At 70.3% G+C, this 16,448-nt stretch carries 14 protein-coding genes and 2 pseudogenes; 9 read left to right on the forward strand and 7 right to left on the reverse strand.

Translation table 11 applies throughout. The features are described from left to right. Positions 1-16: 16 nt before the first annotated feature. The 3 genes from norA to ACRAS8_RS34625 all read right to left on the reverse strand — a co-directional run bounded on the left by norA (position 17) and on the right by ACRAS8_RS34625 (position 3,765). A complete protein-coding gene (norA, locus tag ACRAS8_RS34615; protein ID WP_438489990.1) occupies positions 17-124 on the reverse strand; it encodes a noursin family copper-binding tricyclic lanthipeptide in 108 nt (35 codons plus the stop codon). A 6-nt stretch (positions 125-130) separates the two neighbouring features. Continuing rightward, positions 131-2,773: a class III lanthionine synthetase LanKC gene (gene lanKC / locus ACRAS8_RS34620; protein ID WP_438489991.1), complete on the reverse strand. Its 2,643-nt coding sequence runs from the start codon at positions 2,771-2,773 to the stop codon at positions 131-133. Positions 2,774-3,075: 302 nt separating this feature from the next. Beyond that, complete coding sequence (locus tag ACRAS8_RS34625; RefSeq protein ID WP_438489992.1) at positions 3,076-3,765, reverse strand: response regulator transcription factor; 690 nt, start codon at positions 3,763-3,765, stop codon at positions 3,076-3,078. A 635-nt stretch (positions 3,766-4,400) separates the two neighbouring features. Here ACRAS8_RS34625 and ACRAS8_RS34630 point away from each other — a divergent pair. Together ACRAS8_RS34630 and ACRAS8_RS34635 are read left to right on the forward strand one after the other, a co-directional pair. Continuing rightward, the gene (locus ACRAS8_RS34630) at positions 4,401-4,922 is read left to right on the forward strand and encodes a DUF1203 domain-containing protein (RefSeq protein ID WP_438489993.1); all 522 of its coding nucleotides are present in this window, start codon (positions 4,401-4,403) and stop codon (positions 4,920-4,922) included. Next, positions 4,916-5,345 (forward strand): annotated as a pseudogene (locus ACRAS8_RS34635) (GNAT family N-acetyltransferase). The gene ACRAS8_RS34630 and the pseudogene ACRAS8_RS34635 overlap by 7 nt, the downstream one beginning before the upstream one ends. Here ACRAS8_RS34635 and ACRAS8_RS34640 read toward each other — a convergent pair. Continuing rightward, positions 5,340-6,251, reverse strand: a complete 912-nt coding sequence (locus ACRAS8_RS34640; protein ID WP_438489994.1) for a hypothetical protein — start codon at positions 6,249-6,251, stop codon at positions 5,340-5,342. The pseudogene ACRAS8_RS34635 and the gene ACRAS8_RS34640 sit on opposite strands and share 6 nt — an antisense overlap. Before the next feature lie 220 nt (positions 6,252-6,471). Between ACRAS8_RS34640 and ACRAS8_RS34645 the strand changes: the two genes are divergently transcribed. After that, positions 6,472-8,229 (forward strand): serine/threonine-protein kinase, encoded by a 1,758-nt coding sequence (locus tag ACRAS8_RS34645; protein ID WP_438489995.1) that lies wholly within the window; start codon positions 6,472-6,474, stop codon positions 8,227-8,229. A 180-nt stretch (positions 8,230-8,409) separates the two neighbouring features. Here ACRAS8_RS34645 and ACRAS8_RS34650 read toward each other — a convergent pair whose 3' ends face one another. Both ACRAS8_RS34650 and ACRAS8_RS34655 read right to left on the reverse strand, forming a co-directional pair. Beyond that, on the reverse strand, positions 8,410-9,027 hold the full coding sequence (locus ACRAS8_RS34650; protein ID WP_438489996.1) for a DJ-1/PfpI family protein: 618 nt from the start codon (positions 9,025-9,027) through the stop codon (positions 8,410-8,412). Positions 9,028-9,077: 50 nt separating this feature from the next. Beyond that, complete coding sequence (locus tag ACRAS8_RS34655; RefSeq protein WP_438490681.1) at positions 9,078-9,974, reverse strand: 4-hydroxy-tetrahydrodipicolinate synthase family protein; 897 nt, start codon at positions 9,972-9,974, stop codon at positions 9,078-9,080. Between the two features lie 59 nt (positions 9,975-10,033). On the opposite strand from ACRAS8_RS34655, the gene ACRAS8_RS34660 reads away from it, so the two are divergent. Continuing rightward, positions 10,034-10,909 (forward strand): LysR family transcriptional regulator, encoded by an 876-nt coding sequence (locus ACRAS8_RS34660; protein ID WP_438489997.1) that lies wholly within the window; start codon positions 10,034-10,036, stop codon positions 10,907-10,909. A gap of 137 nt (positions 10,910-11,046) precedes the next feature. Continuing rightward, positions 11,047-11,907, forward strand: a complete 861-nt coding sequence (locus tag ACRAS8_RS34665) for a haloalkane dehalogenase (RefSeq protein WP_438489998.1) — start codon at positions 11,047-11,049, stop codon at positions 11,905-11,907. Positions 11,908-11,996: 89 nt separating this feature from the next. On the opposite strand, the gene ACRAS8_RS34670 is transcribed toward ACRAS8_RS34665, so the two are convergent. After that, positions 11,997-12,701: a TetR/AcrR family transcriptional regulator gene (locus ACRAS8_RS34670; RefSeq protein WP_438489999.1), complete on the reverse strand. Its 705-nt coding sequence runs from the start codon at positions 12,699-12,701 to the stop codon at positions 11,997-11,999. 109 nt (positions 12,702-12,810) lie between these two features. On the opposite strand from ACRAS8_RS34670, the gene ACRAS8_RS34675 reads away from it, so the two are divergent. The 4 genes and pseudogenes from ACRAS8_RS34675 to ACRAS8_RS34690 form a co-directional block, all read left to right on the forward strand. Beyond that, entirely contained in the window at positions 12,811-13,797 is a 987-nt protein-coding gene (locus ACRAS8_RS34675; protein WP_438490000.1) for a hypothetical protein, read from the forward strand. Continuing rightward, positions 13,794-15,083, forward strand: a complete 1,290-nt coding sequence (locus ACRAS8_RS34680; protein WP_438490001.1) for a methyltransferase family protein — start codon at positions 13,794-13,796, stop codon at positions 15,081-15,083. Before ACRAS8_RS34675 ends, ACRAS8_RS34680 begins: the two co-directional genes overlap by 4 nt. Positions 15,084-15,308: 225 nt before the next feature. Next, positions 15,309-15,938 (forward strand): rhomboid-like protein, encoded by a 630-nt coding sequence (locus tag ACRAS8_RS34685; protein WP_438490002.1) that lies wholly within the window; start codon positions 15,309-15,311, stop codon positions 15,936-15,938. A 250-nt stretch (positions 15,939-16,188) separates the two neighbouring features. After that, a pseudogene (locus ACRAS8_RS34690) lies at positions 16,189-16,439 on the forward strand (GNAT family N-acetyltransferase); the annotation flags it as partial. Between the last annotated feature and the right edge of the window lie 9 nt (positions 16,440-16,448).

A 16,448-nucleotide genomic window follows, 5' to 3' on the forward strand; every position in this document is an offset into this window, starting at 1 on the left:
TGCGTCGTGTGACGCTTCACAGACAGGTGGTCTCGCCGTGCAGGAGCGTGCTCAGCACGTTGCTCGGGGCGAGCGAGGGGCCCTGCGGGGTCTCCAGCTCCTGCAGCTCAAGGATCATGGCCATGGCGGTTCACCTCCTTCCAGCCGTAGTTCCTGCGGGGTCGCAGGTCGGTGTCTGCCGGGGCGCGGAGGCGTCCGCCGGCAGGAAGGGCAGAAAGTCGCGGCGGTCGTCGAAGACCGCGGTGAGGGCGAGCAGTACACCGGCCGCGCCGGTCGCCAGGTCCGTGGAGAACCGGTACAGCTGCTCGCCCGGGAAGACCAGCCGTCCGCGGCGGAGCTCGGCGTACCAGGACAGTCGGCGCAGGTGCTTCCGAACGGCGGGATCGTCCAGGGCGGACGTGGGGCCGGTGGCCGCCGCGGACGCCATCACTCCGGCGTGGCCGGTGAACAGTCCGGGGAAGATTCCGGACTCGGCCCGGCAGGTACGACGGATCCGCTCGTACGCGACGGCGAGCGGTGCGTCGTCGCGTTCCCGGAGCAGCTCGCCCAGCACGGGGGCCATGCCGGCGGTGCCGATGGCGAGATGAGGCATCAGCCGGTTCCGCTCGCGGACCTGCAAGGTGTTGTCGGGGCCGGTTTCGCAGTCGGCCAGGTCCCGGTGCAGAGCGGCCCCCGCCAGTTCGAGGAGCTCAGGGTCCGCGGTGGCGCGGAAGCAGTGGAGGAAGAACAGCGCGACGCCGGTCGCCCCGAACATCAGCCCGGCGGCGGTGGGCCGGTCCGGGCCCAGTGCGCCGGTGCGTACGTCGGCGGCCAGTCGGTCGGCGATCGCCAGGGCCCGGCGCAGGCAGTCGGCGTCCGCGGCGCCGAAGTGCAGCAGGTTCAGTCCCATTCCGGCGAGCCCGGAGTGGAGGCCGGCGAGAGGCGGCTCGGTTTCCCTCAGGTCCACCGCGCGGCCCAGGGTGGACAGCGCGGCGTCGCGACGGCCCAACCGGTCGAGGACGTAGGCGATTCCGTGCAGTCCGTCGTAGAAGCCGGGCTGTGGTGTCTCCCAGCGGTCCACCGCGCGGATCAGCCAGTCGACGTGCTCGGGGTCGGGCGGGACACCGGCCTCGGCCAGGGCGAGCAGTACACCGGCCGCGCCGTGGGAGATGTTGAGCCCGCCGGTGCGGAACTGCTCTACGTCGCCTGGGAAGAGCCGGTCGGATCGCTGCGGGGTGGCTGTCGCCAGGATGCCCTCGGCGAGGGACCGCCGCAGGTGCGTCCAGTCCTCGGGCTTCGGATCGCCGAGTGCCTGGACGCCGGTACGGTGCCCGTGGCCGGCCGTCGTGCCGGAGGTCTCGTCCTCAGGCCGAAGGTCCTCAGACCGAAGGTCGCGGCGCAAGTCGGCGAGGAAGGAGTTGGAGACTCCGAAGTGGTCGGCCAGAACCCGGAGGAAGAGTTCGGTCTTTCCGGGGTGCCGGCTCTGAAGCACGGGCGCCATGGAAAAGAAGACCCACAGCGCGCTGGCGGCGAGCCCGTAGTGGTCGATGGCCGGGCCGGTACAGCCCGTTGGGGGGACGAACCCGGGTGCGCCCAGCGGCGGGCGTTCCGCCGTGCCGTTGGGCAGCGCCAGCTCGAAGTCGATCAGGGCGATGCCGCCGTCCGGGCGCAACAGGATGTTGGCGGGGTGCACGTCGCCCACCACGACGCCCCGGGAGTGGATCGCGCGCAACGCGGCGCGCACCTTCCCGATGACCTCCGTCACCCAGGCGGTGAAGTCCGCGATCTCCCGGGGCGAGGGCTCCGGCTTGAGGTGCGGATGCCGGCGCGCGGCCTCCCTGGTCAGGGGCTCCCCTTCGATGTACTCCTCGACCAGGAAGTGGTGTTCCCAGCAGGTGAAGTGACCGAGAACGCGGGGGACCACGGCCAGTCCGGCGAGCTGGTCGAGGACGGCGCGCTCGTGTCGGAGGCGCGTCACCGCGTCCACCCCGTCGGTGTCCAACCCGGCCAGCGGCCGGGCCTCCTTCAGCACCACGTTCCGGCCGGTGTGCGGATCGGTCGCGAGATAGACACCGCCCGCGTTGGAGAAGTGCAACGCCTTCCGCACCTGGTACGGGAAAGTGCCGCCGCCGTTGTCGCGCGCCGCCATCATTTCGGCCAGGAAGGGGAGCGGTTCGACCCACGGCGCTATCCGGAAGGACGGCCCTCGGAGGTCCGGGACCAGCCGGCCGGTCCTCGGATCGGTCAGCGCGGGGACCGGCTCGCCGGACTCGCCGCGACAGGTGCGGTGCTGGAAGGCGCCGTACCGTACGAACAGGGGACCGTCGCGCCACCGCAGGTCACTGAGGACGTACGGGCCGGGCTGGCCATCGAGCACCTCGCCCAGCTCGTTGAGCACCCGTGACAGCTCTTCGTCGGAGGACGGGTAGATCGCACAGAACTTCCCGCTGGAGCCGCGGTCGGCGTATTTGGCGTTGGTGAGTTGCAGGACCTGCCGGCTGCGCAGGAACTTGAATGCGATCCGGCGCTCGACGCAGTGGTCCCACACCGCGCCCAGCACCTCCTCGGCGTTGTCCAGGCCCGCCGAGACGTGGACCTTCCAGCCCTGCTCGGGAAGCCGATGGCCGGGCGGGAGTTGCAGCACCCACAGTCCCTGCTCGGAGCGGTGCCATCCGCCGGGCAGCTCCGCACTGGTCAGCGCGAAGCGGCTCGCCGAGTCGTCCCAGAGCTCCGCGGTGTCGTAGAAGTCCGGATCGGCCAGACAGTGTGCGAGGTAGAACGCCGCCAGGTCCAACGGAATCAGCCCCCAAAGGTCGCCGCAGCCTTTGGCCGGGCGCCAACATGATTATCTGTATGGCCGATTGAGAGCGAGTCCATGTAACTGGGGACTTGTCAGTGCGCACGCGGAGCGGGGAGCGACCGCATTCGGTCGGGCGAGTGACCCTCGGGTGCCCGTCGAGTGCCTGTCGGGTGCCCGCCGAATCCCGTTGCCTCCGTGATGCGGCCGAAGTCGGGTATACATGCAAGCGGTTGGGGCGAAAACGCCTTGGAATGAGGTCGCGCCGGGACGTCCTGAAAACAGGGACTTGACCGCCGTCAACGATCCTGGCAGTCGAGCATCAGCTGAAGCCTCGCCTCCCTGGCGACCCGGGCCAGGCGCATCGGCCCGGAGACGGCGCACTTCGTTCGAATGCGGCGTACGTAGGTCTCCACCGTGCCGACGGCCACGCCCATCCGCCGGGCTGCCTGCGCGTGGGTGAAGCCGATGGCCAGGTAGCCGAGTAACTCCGCCTCCCGCGGCGCCAGTTTCGGGGTGACCGGCCGGCTGTTGTCGCGGATCAGGTCCGCCACCGGTCGGTACAGGTAGGTGTGGCCGCGAGCGACCCGCAGCACGGCCTCCCGGAAGACGTGCGCGTCGGCGTCTGTCGTCAGATAGCCGTCGGCCCCGGCATCCAGCAGGGCCAGAGCGGCTGCCGTGGTGACCGACGTGCACAGCAGGACCAGGCGGCAGACGACGGCCAGGTCATGGGCCAGTCGGAGCAGGCCCAGATCCCGGCTCGAATGGAGACCGAGGAGGAGCACGTCGTAACCGGACAACTCGCTGACCGTCGGTACCTCCGAGAAACACCGAACCGATCGGATCTCGGGGGTGGCGGCGAACATCGTAGGGATACCCCGCCGGATGACCAGGGCCTGGTCCACCACTGCGACGGAGATCCCCGTGTACGGGCCGACGGAGCAGTCGGCCGCCCGAGGCGAACCGACCGGCTCCCGCATGGCTGCCATCGCATGCTCCCTTGCCATGAATTGATGAGTTCTCGACTGCCTGGGGGAGGCGTGGCAGGGCAGTTCGGGGGCGTGTCGGCCTGCCTGCCACTCCTCGGTGGCGCTGTGTCTATTTCGTCAGGTGTCTACTTCGTCAGGGGGTGTCAGGTTCGTCAGGGAGTATCAGGGAACTTTCGATGCCTGGCGTCAACTGTCAAAGGGCCCCCGAGATCTCCACTCCATCAAGGGCCGGGCCCACTTGACCGGGAGTTTCCGGAACCTCACCCGCATGGGTGATCAAGATCTCCGGGTGGAGCTGGCGGAACAAGCTCGCCGTCGATGAACGCCTGCGCGAGGTCGTAAGTAACCAAGGCTCACATCGCCTGAATCGGCCCAACATTCAGACAGATTCGAAGAGCAGCGGCTTGCTCGGGGTGGATGGCACCGGCAAGCACGCGAGGCGCTCGCCGGGCAGCGGGACAGGGAGTGCCCGCCCGCCAAGATCCCGGAGGTCTGACGGGGCAGGATGGCACGCTCGGCGATCCGTCGCGGCAGAGGCGTGCAGCACGCCTCTGCCGATGGCGGGAGGACCGCCGAACGTACGTGGCGTCCGTTTCCCGCCAGCAAGCACACGCCCGTCCGTCCAGCATGGGTACATGACCAGGTACACCGTGCTCCCCGTTGACGCGACCGTTCTCAAGGAACTGCGGATTGCCGACGACGCGGGTCGCCCCTGCGCCCCGTACATCGCGACTCCCGACGACGCCGGCTCGCCGCTGCGCTGCTGCCTGCGCCCCATCACGCTCGGCGAGCGGATCGCCCTCGTTTCGTATGCCCCGTTGCGTCGCTGGGCCGCCGCGAAGGGGGCAGATCCGGGCGCGTACGACGAACAGGGGCCCATCTTCATCCACGCCGATGACTGCGGTGGCTTCACTCCCGGCGAGAACTACCCCTTCGCCCGACCGGGTGCCCTGCGTACCGTGCGTCGCTACGACGCCCGGGGCCATATCGCAGGTGGCCGCCTTCTGGAGATTCCGGCCGACGCCACGGACGGCTTCGATGCAGCCTTCGACGACGCGTTCAACGATCCGGACGTGGTGCTCGTACACGTCCGGGCACTGGAATACGGGTGCTTCCACTTCGAGGTGCGCCGGCCCTCCACAGAGGTGCAATGGTGAGGTCGTCCCGGAAACCGGCAAGCTGGGTCGCGCGCGACTGTGGGGTGCAGAAAAGGGATTGCCCTGCGGCCGGAGGTCACGTTGGCCGGGCAGCATGGCTCGATCTGCTGACCCGCGAACAGAGCGATGCGTCCGTGGCACGGTTCCAGGCCGAGTTCGACCAGCGGGGATACGGATGGTGGGCGGTTGAGGTGCGGGCCACGGGCGAGTTCATCGGCTTCGCGGGCTTGGACGAGGTACGAGATCCTCGCCGTGACAACGGCCACCAACCTCCGTTCACAGGCGGTGATGCGCCGGATCGGCATGACCCGGGACCCGGCCGACGACTTCGACGACCCCACCGCGCCCGAAGGGCCACTGCGTCCGAACGTGCTGTACCGCGCCGCCCGTAGTACGACGAGGGAGCTCGGTGCCGCCTCATGACAGGGGGAGCCTGAACGCATAGGCGCGCCGCGCAGCACACCCCTGGCAGGTGCCGACGAACCGGGCGAGGAGGTGGTCGCCGGCCTGGGTAAGGATGTTGCGCCAGAAGCAGCGGAACTCCCCGCACGCGCAAGTCCGTTGGCTGACCTCGGTGAACGCGTTGAGGTGGGAGTCGTGACCGTCCTCGGCCGGCGACTGCCGGACAGCCTCGTCGCTGTCGGCCTCGGGCAGTCCGTACTGCTTCCGCTTCCACGACATCGCCGCGGAGGAGAGGACACCCCGCCCGGCGCATTCCACGCACTTGCCCGGCCCGGCGTTGTTGCCGACACACCAGCACCGCCCATATCCGCCGCTGCCGCCGCTGTAGGCCCTGCCTTCACAGTCCAGGCACACGCCCCAGCCATGGCAGTCATCGCACAACACCTCGTCGGCAGGCACCGTGCTGAGCGTGAAGTGCGGTTGGACCGGCTGCCGTTCGGTGTCTGTGTACAGGACCGGTGTCCAGCCGGTGAACGTCAGGATTCCGGGACCGCCGCCCTCGTAGACCTTGACCCGGTAACCGTCACGGCGGGCCGTCGCCCAGCTCTCCCCGGGATGGCCTCCATCGTGTACGTCCGCTCTCCAGCCGGCCGCGGTGAAGGCGTTGAGGGCGTCGTCGAAACCGGGGGACGACGGGCGCGCGTTCCCACCGACACAGACAAGGCACAGGAAGCGGTGACCGATGGGTGCGGGGTCACGGAGCCGTACCGGGTCGCTCCACTCACGGACCACCACCGGGCGGTGGTCCGGACGCAGCGCGGAGGCGATCTCCAGTAGATGCCCTCTCAGCCACACCGCGCTTTCCGCTGCTTCCGGGGCGGCGGGCGGCGGGCTCGGGTGCTCCTGTTCAGCGGCCGGATCAGTCATGCGGGGCGCCTTCTCTCTCGCGGAACGTCGATGCGGTGCCGCCAGGCATCATCCCTCTCCGGTGGGTCCTCGGTCTTCCCCGGTGGTCTCCCTCGGGTCCGTCCCCCTCCCCAGGCCCGCGAGGCCGGCCAGGGGGCACCGCTGTGCGACCCCTCCCGGTGTCCGCTCCGGTGCCTGCCAGCCTTTACTCTGGGGCGCCAGGTGTGAACGACGAACGGCGATGAGCGGTGGCGGAACGGAGCGTGCGGTGACGGCCGGGAAAGCGAGCGGCGAGGAACTGATAGGAAAGGTTCTCGGGGGCCGCTACCGGGTGACCGCGACAATCGGGCGGGGCGGCATGGGCGTGGTCGCCCGGGCTGTGGACCAACTGCTGAACCGCGAGGTCGCCGTCAAGGTCCTGCGGGCCTTCACCGACGCCTCCGCGCCCGAGCTGCTCGATCTGCGGACCCGGATGCAGCGGGAGGCGCAGGCCGCCGCCCGTATCCGGCACAGCGGCGTGGTCACCGTGCACGACGTGACCGAGGAGCAGGGCCTGCCCGTCATCGTCATGGAACTCGTCGACGGACCGTCGCTCGACGAGGTACTGACGGAGCGCGGCACGCTGCCGCCGCACGAGGCGGCGGAGATCGGCGCCAAGCTGATGGACGCGCTCGACGCCGCGCACCGGGTGGGGGTACTGCACCGGGACGTCAAGCCGGGGAACGTGCTGCTGGAGCACGGCGGCCGGGTCGTGCTCACCGATTTCGGCATCGCCAGCATGGATGCCTCCGGTGACGAGGCCATGGCCAAGCTGACCCAGAGCGGTCAGCTCGTCGGCTCCCTCGACTACCTGCCGCCGGAGCGGGCGCAGGGCACGGCGCCCAGCCCCGCGTCGGACATCTGGTCGCTCGGCATGACGCTGTACTCGGCGGTGGAGGGCACATCGCCGTTCCGCCGCACGTCCGTGTGGTCCACCTTGTCGGCGATCGTCACCGAGCCGCTGCCGGAGCCCCGGCGCGCGGGGCCGCTGACGCCGGTACTGCGGGCGCTGATGGCGAAGGAGCCGGAGAACCGGCCCACGGCCGAGCAGGCGCGCGAGATGCTGCAGCGGGCGGCGGCCGTGGGCACGACGATGAACCTCGCGCCGCCGGTCCCCCTCGGCCCCACCTCTACGCCGGCGCAGCCCGTCGCCCCGGCCCCGCCCGTCGCCCCGGCACCGTCCCAGGCTGCCGCCCCGGTGCCGCCGCCTGGATTCGGTGCTGCGCCGCCGTTCCACCCCTCCTCCGCGCAGCCTCCGCACACCGGCTATCCGCCGTCCGGCCCGCGACCCGTTCCGCAGTCCGGCGTGCCGACCGCGGGCTACGCTCCTGGCGGCGTCCCCGCCACCGCCAGCCACGGCCGGCGCCCACGTCGTGCCCTCATCGCGGCGGCAGCTGCGCTCGCCGTGCTCGCGGGAGGCGGCGTCACGTACGCGCTGACCGGCCCGCACGGCGCGGCGGACGGTGACGAGCCGCAGGCAGCCCCAGGAACCAGCTCCCCGGCAGGCAGCGGTCAGCCGAGCGGCCGCGGAGTGGTCGACGGCGTGAACTCCCCGGGCCCCTCGCCGTCCACGGGCCCGGGAAGTCCGTCCAGTTCGACCTCTCCCTCTTCCACCTCCCCGTCGGCGTCGGCCAAGCCCAGTGCCACGCCGAGCACATCCGCTTCTCCTTCGGCCAAGCCCACTTCGGTGTCGACGACTTGCAGCGGCTGGAGCCACCATGACCCGGAGCCGGGAACGTACGGCTACCTGTCCGGCGATCACCGCCTCCTGACGGGGCCCTACATGGCCTGCTCCTCCGTGGCCGCGGCCAAGTCCGGCACGAAGCTGTGGTTCCACTGCTCCGTCGAGAACTCCTACGGCCACAAGTGGCTCTACGTCCGCATCGGCGGGACGAAGGACGCGGGCTGGGTGTCCGCCGACAGCATCATCCGCCAGAGTGGCTGGCCGGTCCGGTGTTAGGGCGTGTCCGATGGGTCAGGGGCGGATAGGCCGGGGCGTCTGGTGCGGTGCATCGCAAGGCGCCGGAGCGGCCTGATAGCGGAGCTATCGGGACGGTTCGGCAACGCGGCGAGGTGCCGTGCCAGGCGTCGCGGCCCCGGCCCTGACCCATCGGACACGCCCTAGCGAAGCCGGGGCTGCTCACACCGGTGGTTGCGGGTCGTACTGGATGCCGCGTCGCACCTCACGCGCCCGCTCTGACGACGCCAGTCGGGCAACCAGGTGCAGCGCCATGTCGATGCCTGCCGAAATCCCCGCGGAGGTGACCACGTCGCCCTCGTCGACGAACCGCTCGTCGGCCCGCACGTCGATCGTCGGGTCGAGCTCCGCGAGCCGGTCCAATGACGCCCAATGTGTGGTTGCCGCTCGCCCTGCCAGCAACCCGGCCGCCGCGAAGACCAGCGAGCCGGTGCAGACACTTGTCATCAGGGGAACCGATCGCCGCTGGGAACGTACCCATTCCAGGTGTGTGTCGTCGTTGAGCTGCGGACGAGTACCGCGGCCGCCGGGATGGACCAGTACGTCCAGGGCCGGCATGTCGCCCCTCGCATGATGAGCCGCGAGGGTGAGCCCCTTCGCGCAGGTCACGGGATTGCCGTCGGCGGAGAAACAGAACACCTGCCACCCGTCCTCGGCGAAGTTGCGTGTCCAGTACGACAGGACCTCCCACGGTCCGACGGCATCGAGCTCCTCGACGTCGGGGAACAGCAGGATCCCGATCTTCCGTGTGTCTTTGCTGATCGTGTCTTTGCTGATCATGTCGCGATCCAAGCAGACTGGCCCGCTCCCGTCCGGCGGTTGTGCTGATGTCATGCGGCGAGCGCGCCGAGGCGAGCCAGTGCCCGGGCCGTTGCGGTCTCGCTCGCCGGCAGCAGCGGCAGCCGGACCGACGGTGTCGGAATCCGCCCCTCAGCCGCCAGTACTGCCTTCACCACCGCGGGATTGGGCTCGGCGAAGACCGCCTGGGACAGTTCCGCCAGCCGATGACCGAGGGGGCGGCCATGCGCCAGATCTCCCGTTTCCCAGTCATCGAGCAGTTCGACGAAGCGCGCGGTGGCCAGGTGTGCCGAGGCGAGAATGCCGCCTGTGGCCCCGAGGGCGAGCAGCGGGACGAGGAAGGGGTCTTCCCCGGCCAGTACGGCGACGCCGGGCGGCAGGTCGCCCAACAGCTCGACGGTGTCGTGGTCCAGCACCTTGCCCGTTGCGAGCTTGGCCCCGATGACCCCGGGCAACCGGCACAGCCGGCGCAGCGTGCCCGCTCCGAGTGCCTGACCGGTCCGGTGCGGGATGTGATAGATCACCAGCGGTACCGGGCTCCGCTCCGCGAGGTGGGCGAAGTGCGCGAGCACCCCGTCCTCCGAGGGCCGGACGAACGGCGGTACGGGGACCAGCGCGGCGTCCGCGACGCCCGCCAGTTCGGCCAGCGCTACCGCACTCTGCCTGGTGTCGCTGCCCCCGGCGCCTACGATCAGCGTCGCTCTGTGTTCCCGGCACACTCGGGCACAGACCTCCACCACCTGGAGCTTTTCCTTCGGCGAGAGCGCGGCAGGCTCCCCCGTCGTGCCCAGCGCGACCAGCCCGGCGGCGCCCTCCGCCAGCACCGAGTGGGCCAGTAGTTCCAACGCGTCGAGCGCGACCGCTCCATCCTCGGCAAAGGGTGTCACCAGCGGTACGTAAATGCCGTGCAGTTCCATGCCCTTGAGCATGGCGACCGGTACTGCACAGGTCCAGCACACATTATCGATGGTGCTCGTAAGCTGAGCTGATGCTTGACGTTCGCCGCCTGCGTCTGCTCCGGGAACTCGCACACCGGGGCACCATCGCCGCCGTTGCCGAGGCGCTGTCCTTCAGCCCGTCCGCGGTCTCCCAACAACTGTCCGTGCTGGAACGCGAGACCGGAGTGTCCTTGCTGCAGCGCACCGGCCGCCGGGTCGCGCTGACCCCGGCCGGGCAGAACCTGGTCCGGCACACCGAGGACCTGCTGGAGCGCCTGGAACGGGCGGACGCCGAACTCGCAGCCGTCCGCGACGGATTGGCCGGCCCCGTACGGATCGGAAGCTACCCGTCCGCGACCCACGCGATCATCCCGGCCGCCTTGGCCGCGCTCGCCCGCGAACACCCCGCGCTGGAGGCACGGGTGACCGACGTCGATCCGGCCGGTGTGGCCGCGGCGCTACGAGCCGGAGACCTCGACCTGGCCCTGGTGCACGAGTACGACTTCGTCCCCGCCGAGCCGCAGCCCGGCCTGACCGGACAGGAGTTGTTCACCGAACCGATGTACCTGGCGGCACGCACGCCGAGCTCGTTGGCCGACCACGCCACCAGCCCATGGATCACCGCTCCGCCCGGCAGGCTCTGCCGCACCATGACCGTACGGGCCTGCCAGGCAGCCGGCTTCACCCCTCGTGTACGCCACGAGGTCGACGACTTCGCGACCGTCCTGGCCCTGGTCGCCCTCGGTCAGGGCGTCGCTCTTGTTCCCCACCTCGGCGCCACCGCCCCACCACCGGGCCTCACCCTCACGCGACTGGCGATGTCCCGCCGCACCCGCACCGTCCACCGCGCGGGCGCCGCCAACCACCCGGCCGTCGCCACCGTCACCGCAGCCCTCCGCATGACCCTCCCACCAGAACTCCGGTGAGCGGGCCGGGCCTGCTCGGTTGCTCTCCCCGGACATTGTTGCCGGCGTACCGCCCGCTGTGCCCGTGCACTCGGGTACTACACATGTAGTATCTGCAGGGCACTACGCACGTAGTCCTGGATCAGGGGGAGGGCCCGATGCTGGTCGACTTCGTTCCCGACAGGAGCTTGTACCCTTTCGAGTCGCGCTGGTTCGACTCGTCCGTCGGCCGGGTTCACTACGTCGACGAGGGCACCGGCCCGCCGCTCCTTTTCTGTCATGGCGCTCCGGCGTGGAGTTTTCTGTACCGCCACATCGTGAAGGACCTGCGCGACCGGTATCGGTGTATCGCCGTCGACTATCTGGGTTTTGGGCTGTCCGAACGCCCTGCGGGTTTCGGCTACACCATCGCCGAACACACCGCGGTCCTCGGCGAGTTGATCGATCACCTGCGGCTCGACGGCTTCGTTCTGATGGGACAGGACTGGGGCGGACCCGTCGGTCTGGGCGCGGTCACCACGCGCGCGGACCGGGTGAGGGGGATCGTGCTGGGCAACACCCTGTTCTGGCCGACCGAAGCGATGGCTAATCGGGCGTTCGGCGTGATCATGAGCAGCCGTCCGATGCAACGGCGGATTCTCGAAGAGAATTTCCTCGTTGAGCGCGTCCTGCTCGCAGAGCTGGGTCACAAGATCAACGCGGCTGAGGCCGATCACTATCGAAAGGTGCAGCCCACCGCGGAAGCCCGGCGCGGACTTGCCGCGATGCCCAAAGAAATTCGTGCCGCACGCCCTCTACTGGACCAACTCGCCCGAGACGTGCCCGCCTTGCTCGGCGACAAACCGGCCCTGCTGGTGTGGGGAATGCGGGACATGGTGTTCCGTCCGAACGCCTGCATCCCGCGAATGCGTGCCGCCTTCGCCGATCTCGACGTAGTCGAGCTGCCACGCGCGCGGCACTTCATTCAGGAACAGGCGCCGGATGCGATCACGGAGGCGATCGCGAAGCGATTCCCGTGAGTACGGTTCTATGGCCACGGTTCCTTGACCACGGTTCTTTGACCTGGGCCGGTCGATCGCAGTGAAGGCCCGGATCCGTCACAAGCGCCTCAGGCATCCCCCCGTGGTCGGCGCCGCGGCATCCGCAGGGTGAGCAGTTTGGCGCGCGGGGCGAGCCGTTGGGCCATCGCGAACACCGAGTCGGTGCGCGACCGGTCGGCGTCCAGGACCGTGAAGAGGTTGACGCCGAGATAGAAGGTGATCGCCGCGTTCGCCAGGTCGCGGGGCGGGGTGAGACGGGCCAGTGGGGTGCCGCCGATGACGCGGTCGAGGGTCGCCTCGATGAAGGCGAGCCATGGCTCGGCCCGTTCCGACACCGGCTCGCGCAGTTCGGGCTTGGCCACTGCGGCGGCCACCAGCTCCGAGAAGAGCGTGATGTGGCCGCCGTCGAGGTCGTCCCGGTAGATGCGGGTGGCGGCGTCGGCCAGTTCCTCCAGGGTGTGGACCTTGGCGACCGTGGCGCGGTGCTGCGCCATCCGCTCGGCGGAGGAACGGTCGAGGGCGGCGAGCAGCAGCTGATCGACGCCGCCGAAGTGGTAGAAGACGAGCGCCGAGTTGACGCCGGCCTCCTTGGCGATGGTCCGGGCGCTCGTTCCGGCGTAGCCCTGGTTCTTCAGGACGGCGGTGGCCGCCTCGATCAGCCGGTCCTTCGTCGCCGCGGCGCCGCCGGCCGCCTTCGACTCCTTCGCCCGCTTCGCGCCCCCGGTGCCCTGCGTTCCCGCAGGGGCTTCCTCGCTGTTGTTGCCCGTCGTCATCGACCGTCCTCTCGCTGGTGTCTTCATCATAGGGTTTAATCGACTGGTTAAATCAGTCGATGAATGAGTCGATGAACGAGTGGACTGAGGGAAAGGCAGGGTGGAGACGATGGACGAGACACCGGAACGCAGGCCCATGACACGGGCCCGCCGGCAACTGGTCGGAGTCCTGGTGGTGCTGTTCGCGGCGATGCTGCTCTACAAGGTGCTGCACGCCGGGCACCTGGAGCAGACCGCGCTCTTCTACGTGGGCCTGCCCGCATTCATCGCGCTCGCCGTGGCCGTCGGCGCCCGGCCCAAGAGCGTCACCGGCACCGCCCTCGCCGCCGTGACCATCGGCCTGGCGCTCGCCGGACCGCTGCTCGACGAGGGCATCATCTGCCTGGTCATGGCGGCGCCGCTGTTCTATCTGCTGGCCGTGATCATCGCCGCGCCCGTGGACCTCGCCCGCCGCCGGGCGCGCAAAGGCCGGGGCGGGCGCGCGCACGCCTTCGCGACGGTGCCGCTCATCGCGCTCCTCGCCCTGGAAGGCACCGGCGCCTACGAACTCCCGCGGGACGGCACCGCCGCCGTAACCCGCACCGTGGCGATGAACCCCGCACAGTTCGAGCGGACCCTCGCCGCGCCGCCCCACTTCGCCGCGCCCGAGCCCGTGTTCCTGCAGATCCCCTTCCCCCGGCCACAGCACTCCGAGGGCGTGGGCCTGGGAGTCGGCGCCCACCGGGAGATCGCCTTCAACCCGCACCGGTCACTGGGCATCGGGTCGCACCCCACGCCGCGCTCCATGCGCCTGGCCGTCGCCGAGCACACCCCGGGCCACGTCCGCTTCGCCGTCACCCACGACACCACCCTTGCCCGCTGGCTGGACCTCCGATCGGCCGAGGTGACCTGGCGGCCGGCCGCCGAGGGACGCACCGAGGTCACCTGGACCCTGCACTACCGCCGCACCTTCGACCCCGGTTGGTACTTCGGCCCGATCCAGCAGTACGGGATGGAACAGGCGGCGGCCTACCTCTCCGACACCTTCTCCCACTCCCACCCCACCGCGCAGGCCGCCACGTCCTCCTCCGCGCCGGCCGGCACCAGCACCCGATGACCGTTCTGACCATTCTTCCCGAAGCCGATCCGGCGCTCATTCGCGCCGCCTGCCTGTTCGGCCCGCTCCTCGCCACCGGTGCCGCCGCGCTCCGCAGGCCACCGGGCCGGCGGACGCTCGCCGCGGCGATACTGGCGACCGCCTGGAACGTGGCCTGGCTCCCCGCGGTCAACCTCCTCGCCATCGATCGGGCCTGGTGGACCTTCCACGTCGACGGTGGCTCGGTCGCCGGGCTCCCGCTCGACCTCCTCCTCGGCTGGGCGATCCTTTGGGGCACGCTCCCCGTCCTCGCCGGCGCGGACCGGATCGCACTGCCGCTGCTCACCGCGGGGTTGGCCTGGTTCGATCTGGCGGCGATGCCGCTTGCCGCACCCGTCGTGCGGCTCGGCGACGGCTGGCTCGTCGGTGAGGCGGTCGCCGTGGCGGTCGCCCTCGTGCCTGGGCTCCTGCTCGCCCGCTGGACGGTGCACCAGCGGCGCCTGGCTCTGCGCGCGGGCGCCCAGATGCTGCTCAGCGGCGCACTGATGCTCGCCCTGCCGCTCGCACTCGTCCGGCCCGCGCCGCCCGGCGGCCGCACCGGCTGGGCGGTCTCCGGGCAGCTCCTCGCCGTGCCACTGCTGCTCGGTGCCGTCGCGGTACGCGAGTTCGTCCAGCGCGGCGGCGGGACCCCGTTGCCCTACGACCCACCGCGCCGGCTCGTCACCAGCGGACCGTACGCCTACGTCCGCAACCCGATGCAGCTGTCGGTCTTCCTCTTCTATGCCTTGCTCGGCCTGCTGGCCCGCGACGCACGGCTGCTGGCCGGGGCCGCCGCGGCCTTCGCCTACGGCGCCGGCCTCGCCGCCTGGCACGAAGGCGGCCGGATGCGCGAGACCTACGGCGAGCCCTGGACCGCCTACCGGGCCGCGGTACCGGCCTGGCTGCCCAGTCTCCGGCCCTGGCCCGGCAGCGCCCGCGCCCGACTGTACGTCGCCGAAACCTGCGGCCCGTGCAGCCAGTTCGGACGCTGGATCGCCCGCCGACGGCCCGTGGCGCTGGAACTCGTACCGGCCGAGCGGCACCCGCAACGACTGCGCCGGATGACGTACGAGACGGACGACGGCGCCGTCCGGGCCGAGGGCATCGCCGCGCTCGGCCGGATGCTCAACCATCTCCACCTGGGGTGGGCGGTGCTGGGCTGGCTGCTGATGGTCCCGGGGCTGCGGTGGTTCGCCCAACTGTGCGCCGACGCGCTCGGGGCAGGCCCGCGCGACATCCCACAGTCGCCACGCACCGCCCCCAGGTAGCGGACGAGGAGGCCGTGCCGTAGCGGACGTCCCACCGGCTTCGGCAGCGGCTGCCGGCGCCCAGGGTGACCTGGGCGTCGTAGGTGTGCCGCAGAGTTGAGGGCCCGCATGGCCCTTTATGCGCTGTGACGGATGCCTGAGCTAAGCTGTATATCGATTTGAGGATAATTCCGGCAGCGATGCGGATAATTCCGGGAGTGGTTCGACGGGGCGGCGGGGGAGGGAATGACACTGAAGCACGTGGCATTGCGGCCGTGGACCATGGTCCGGGGGCTGCCCGCGACCACGGTGTACGTCACACTGCTCGTCGCCACCGCCGCCTGGCTGGCTCTCCAACCGTTCCGCGAGCAAGCGCGCTTCATACGCCACAACAGCAGCAATGTGCACCACCTCGAAGTCGGCAAGTGGTGGACCCTGCTCACCAGCGGCCTGGTGGTCGACGGCGTCCCCGTATTGCTCGGCATCGGTGCAGTGGCCGCCGCACTCGGACTGGCCGAGTGGCGCTGGGGCAGCGTACGCGGCATGGGTGTGTTCCTCTTCGGACACGTGGCGGCGACCCTGGTCACCGAAGGCGTCATGTGGCTGATGCGGCTCGCGCATCTGCCGGGTGCGCTTTCTCGCGCCCGAGATGTCGGAATCAGCTACGGCCTGGTGGCCACCATCGCTTGCCTGCTGTCCTTGGGCAGTAGACGCTCCCGGCGCTACGGCTTGCCGATACTCGCCGCCCTCCTCGCGGCGGCATGGGCGATCAACCAGGAACTGGCCGACGCCGGGCACCTGGTGGCGCTCGGGCTGGGTGTCGTGGCTGCACGCAGCCGCTGGCTCCGGGCCCGTAGGTCGCGGACCGCCAACTGACCTCAGTAGCGCGGGGCGACTTGCATGGTGTCGTCGCCGGCGACCTGCCGGATCCTGGCCCCGGCCCTGAGCCTGGCGCTTGCCGGTGGCGGACTGCACCAACCACGTCGCCGGCCGGTGGGCCGGCCACCGCGCTGCGGCTGGCGCAGAGTACGCGACCGTCCGGCTGACCGGTGTCGTGCTGCCCGCCCCGCCGCGGGGAAGGTCTGGGGCCGCAGTCGGTTCGTCGAGCACATCTCATGTGGCACGACAGGTCGCCTATGTCCGTGTGGTCACCGATCGCGCCACCTTCGCCTGGCTGTGTGACGTCTACGTCGCTCCTGCCCACCGTGGCAAGGGACTTGGGACCTGGCTTGCCACGGCGGTTCGCGACCACCTCGCCCCGTATCGGCTGAAGCGTGTGCTCCTTCGACGCGCGACGCGCACGAGGTCTACGCGAAGGCTGGATTCATCCCCGTCCCGCACCCCGAGAACTTCATGATCTTGAACGCCGCGGGGTGAGGGGGCGGT

The sequence above is a fragment of the Streptomyces sp. S186 genome (assembly GCF_051603415.1).
Lineage (GTDB): Bacteria > Actinomycetota > Actinomycetes > Streptomycetales > Streptomycetaceae > Streptomyces.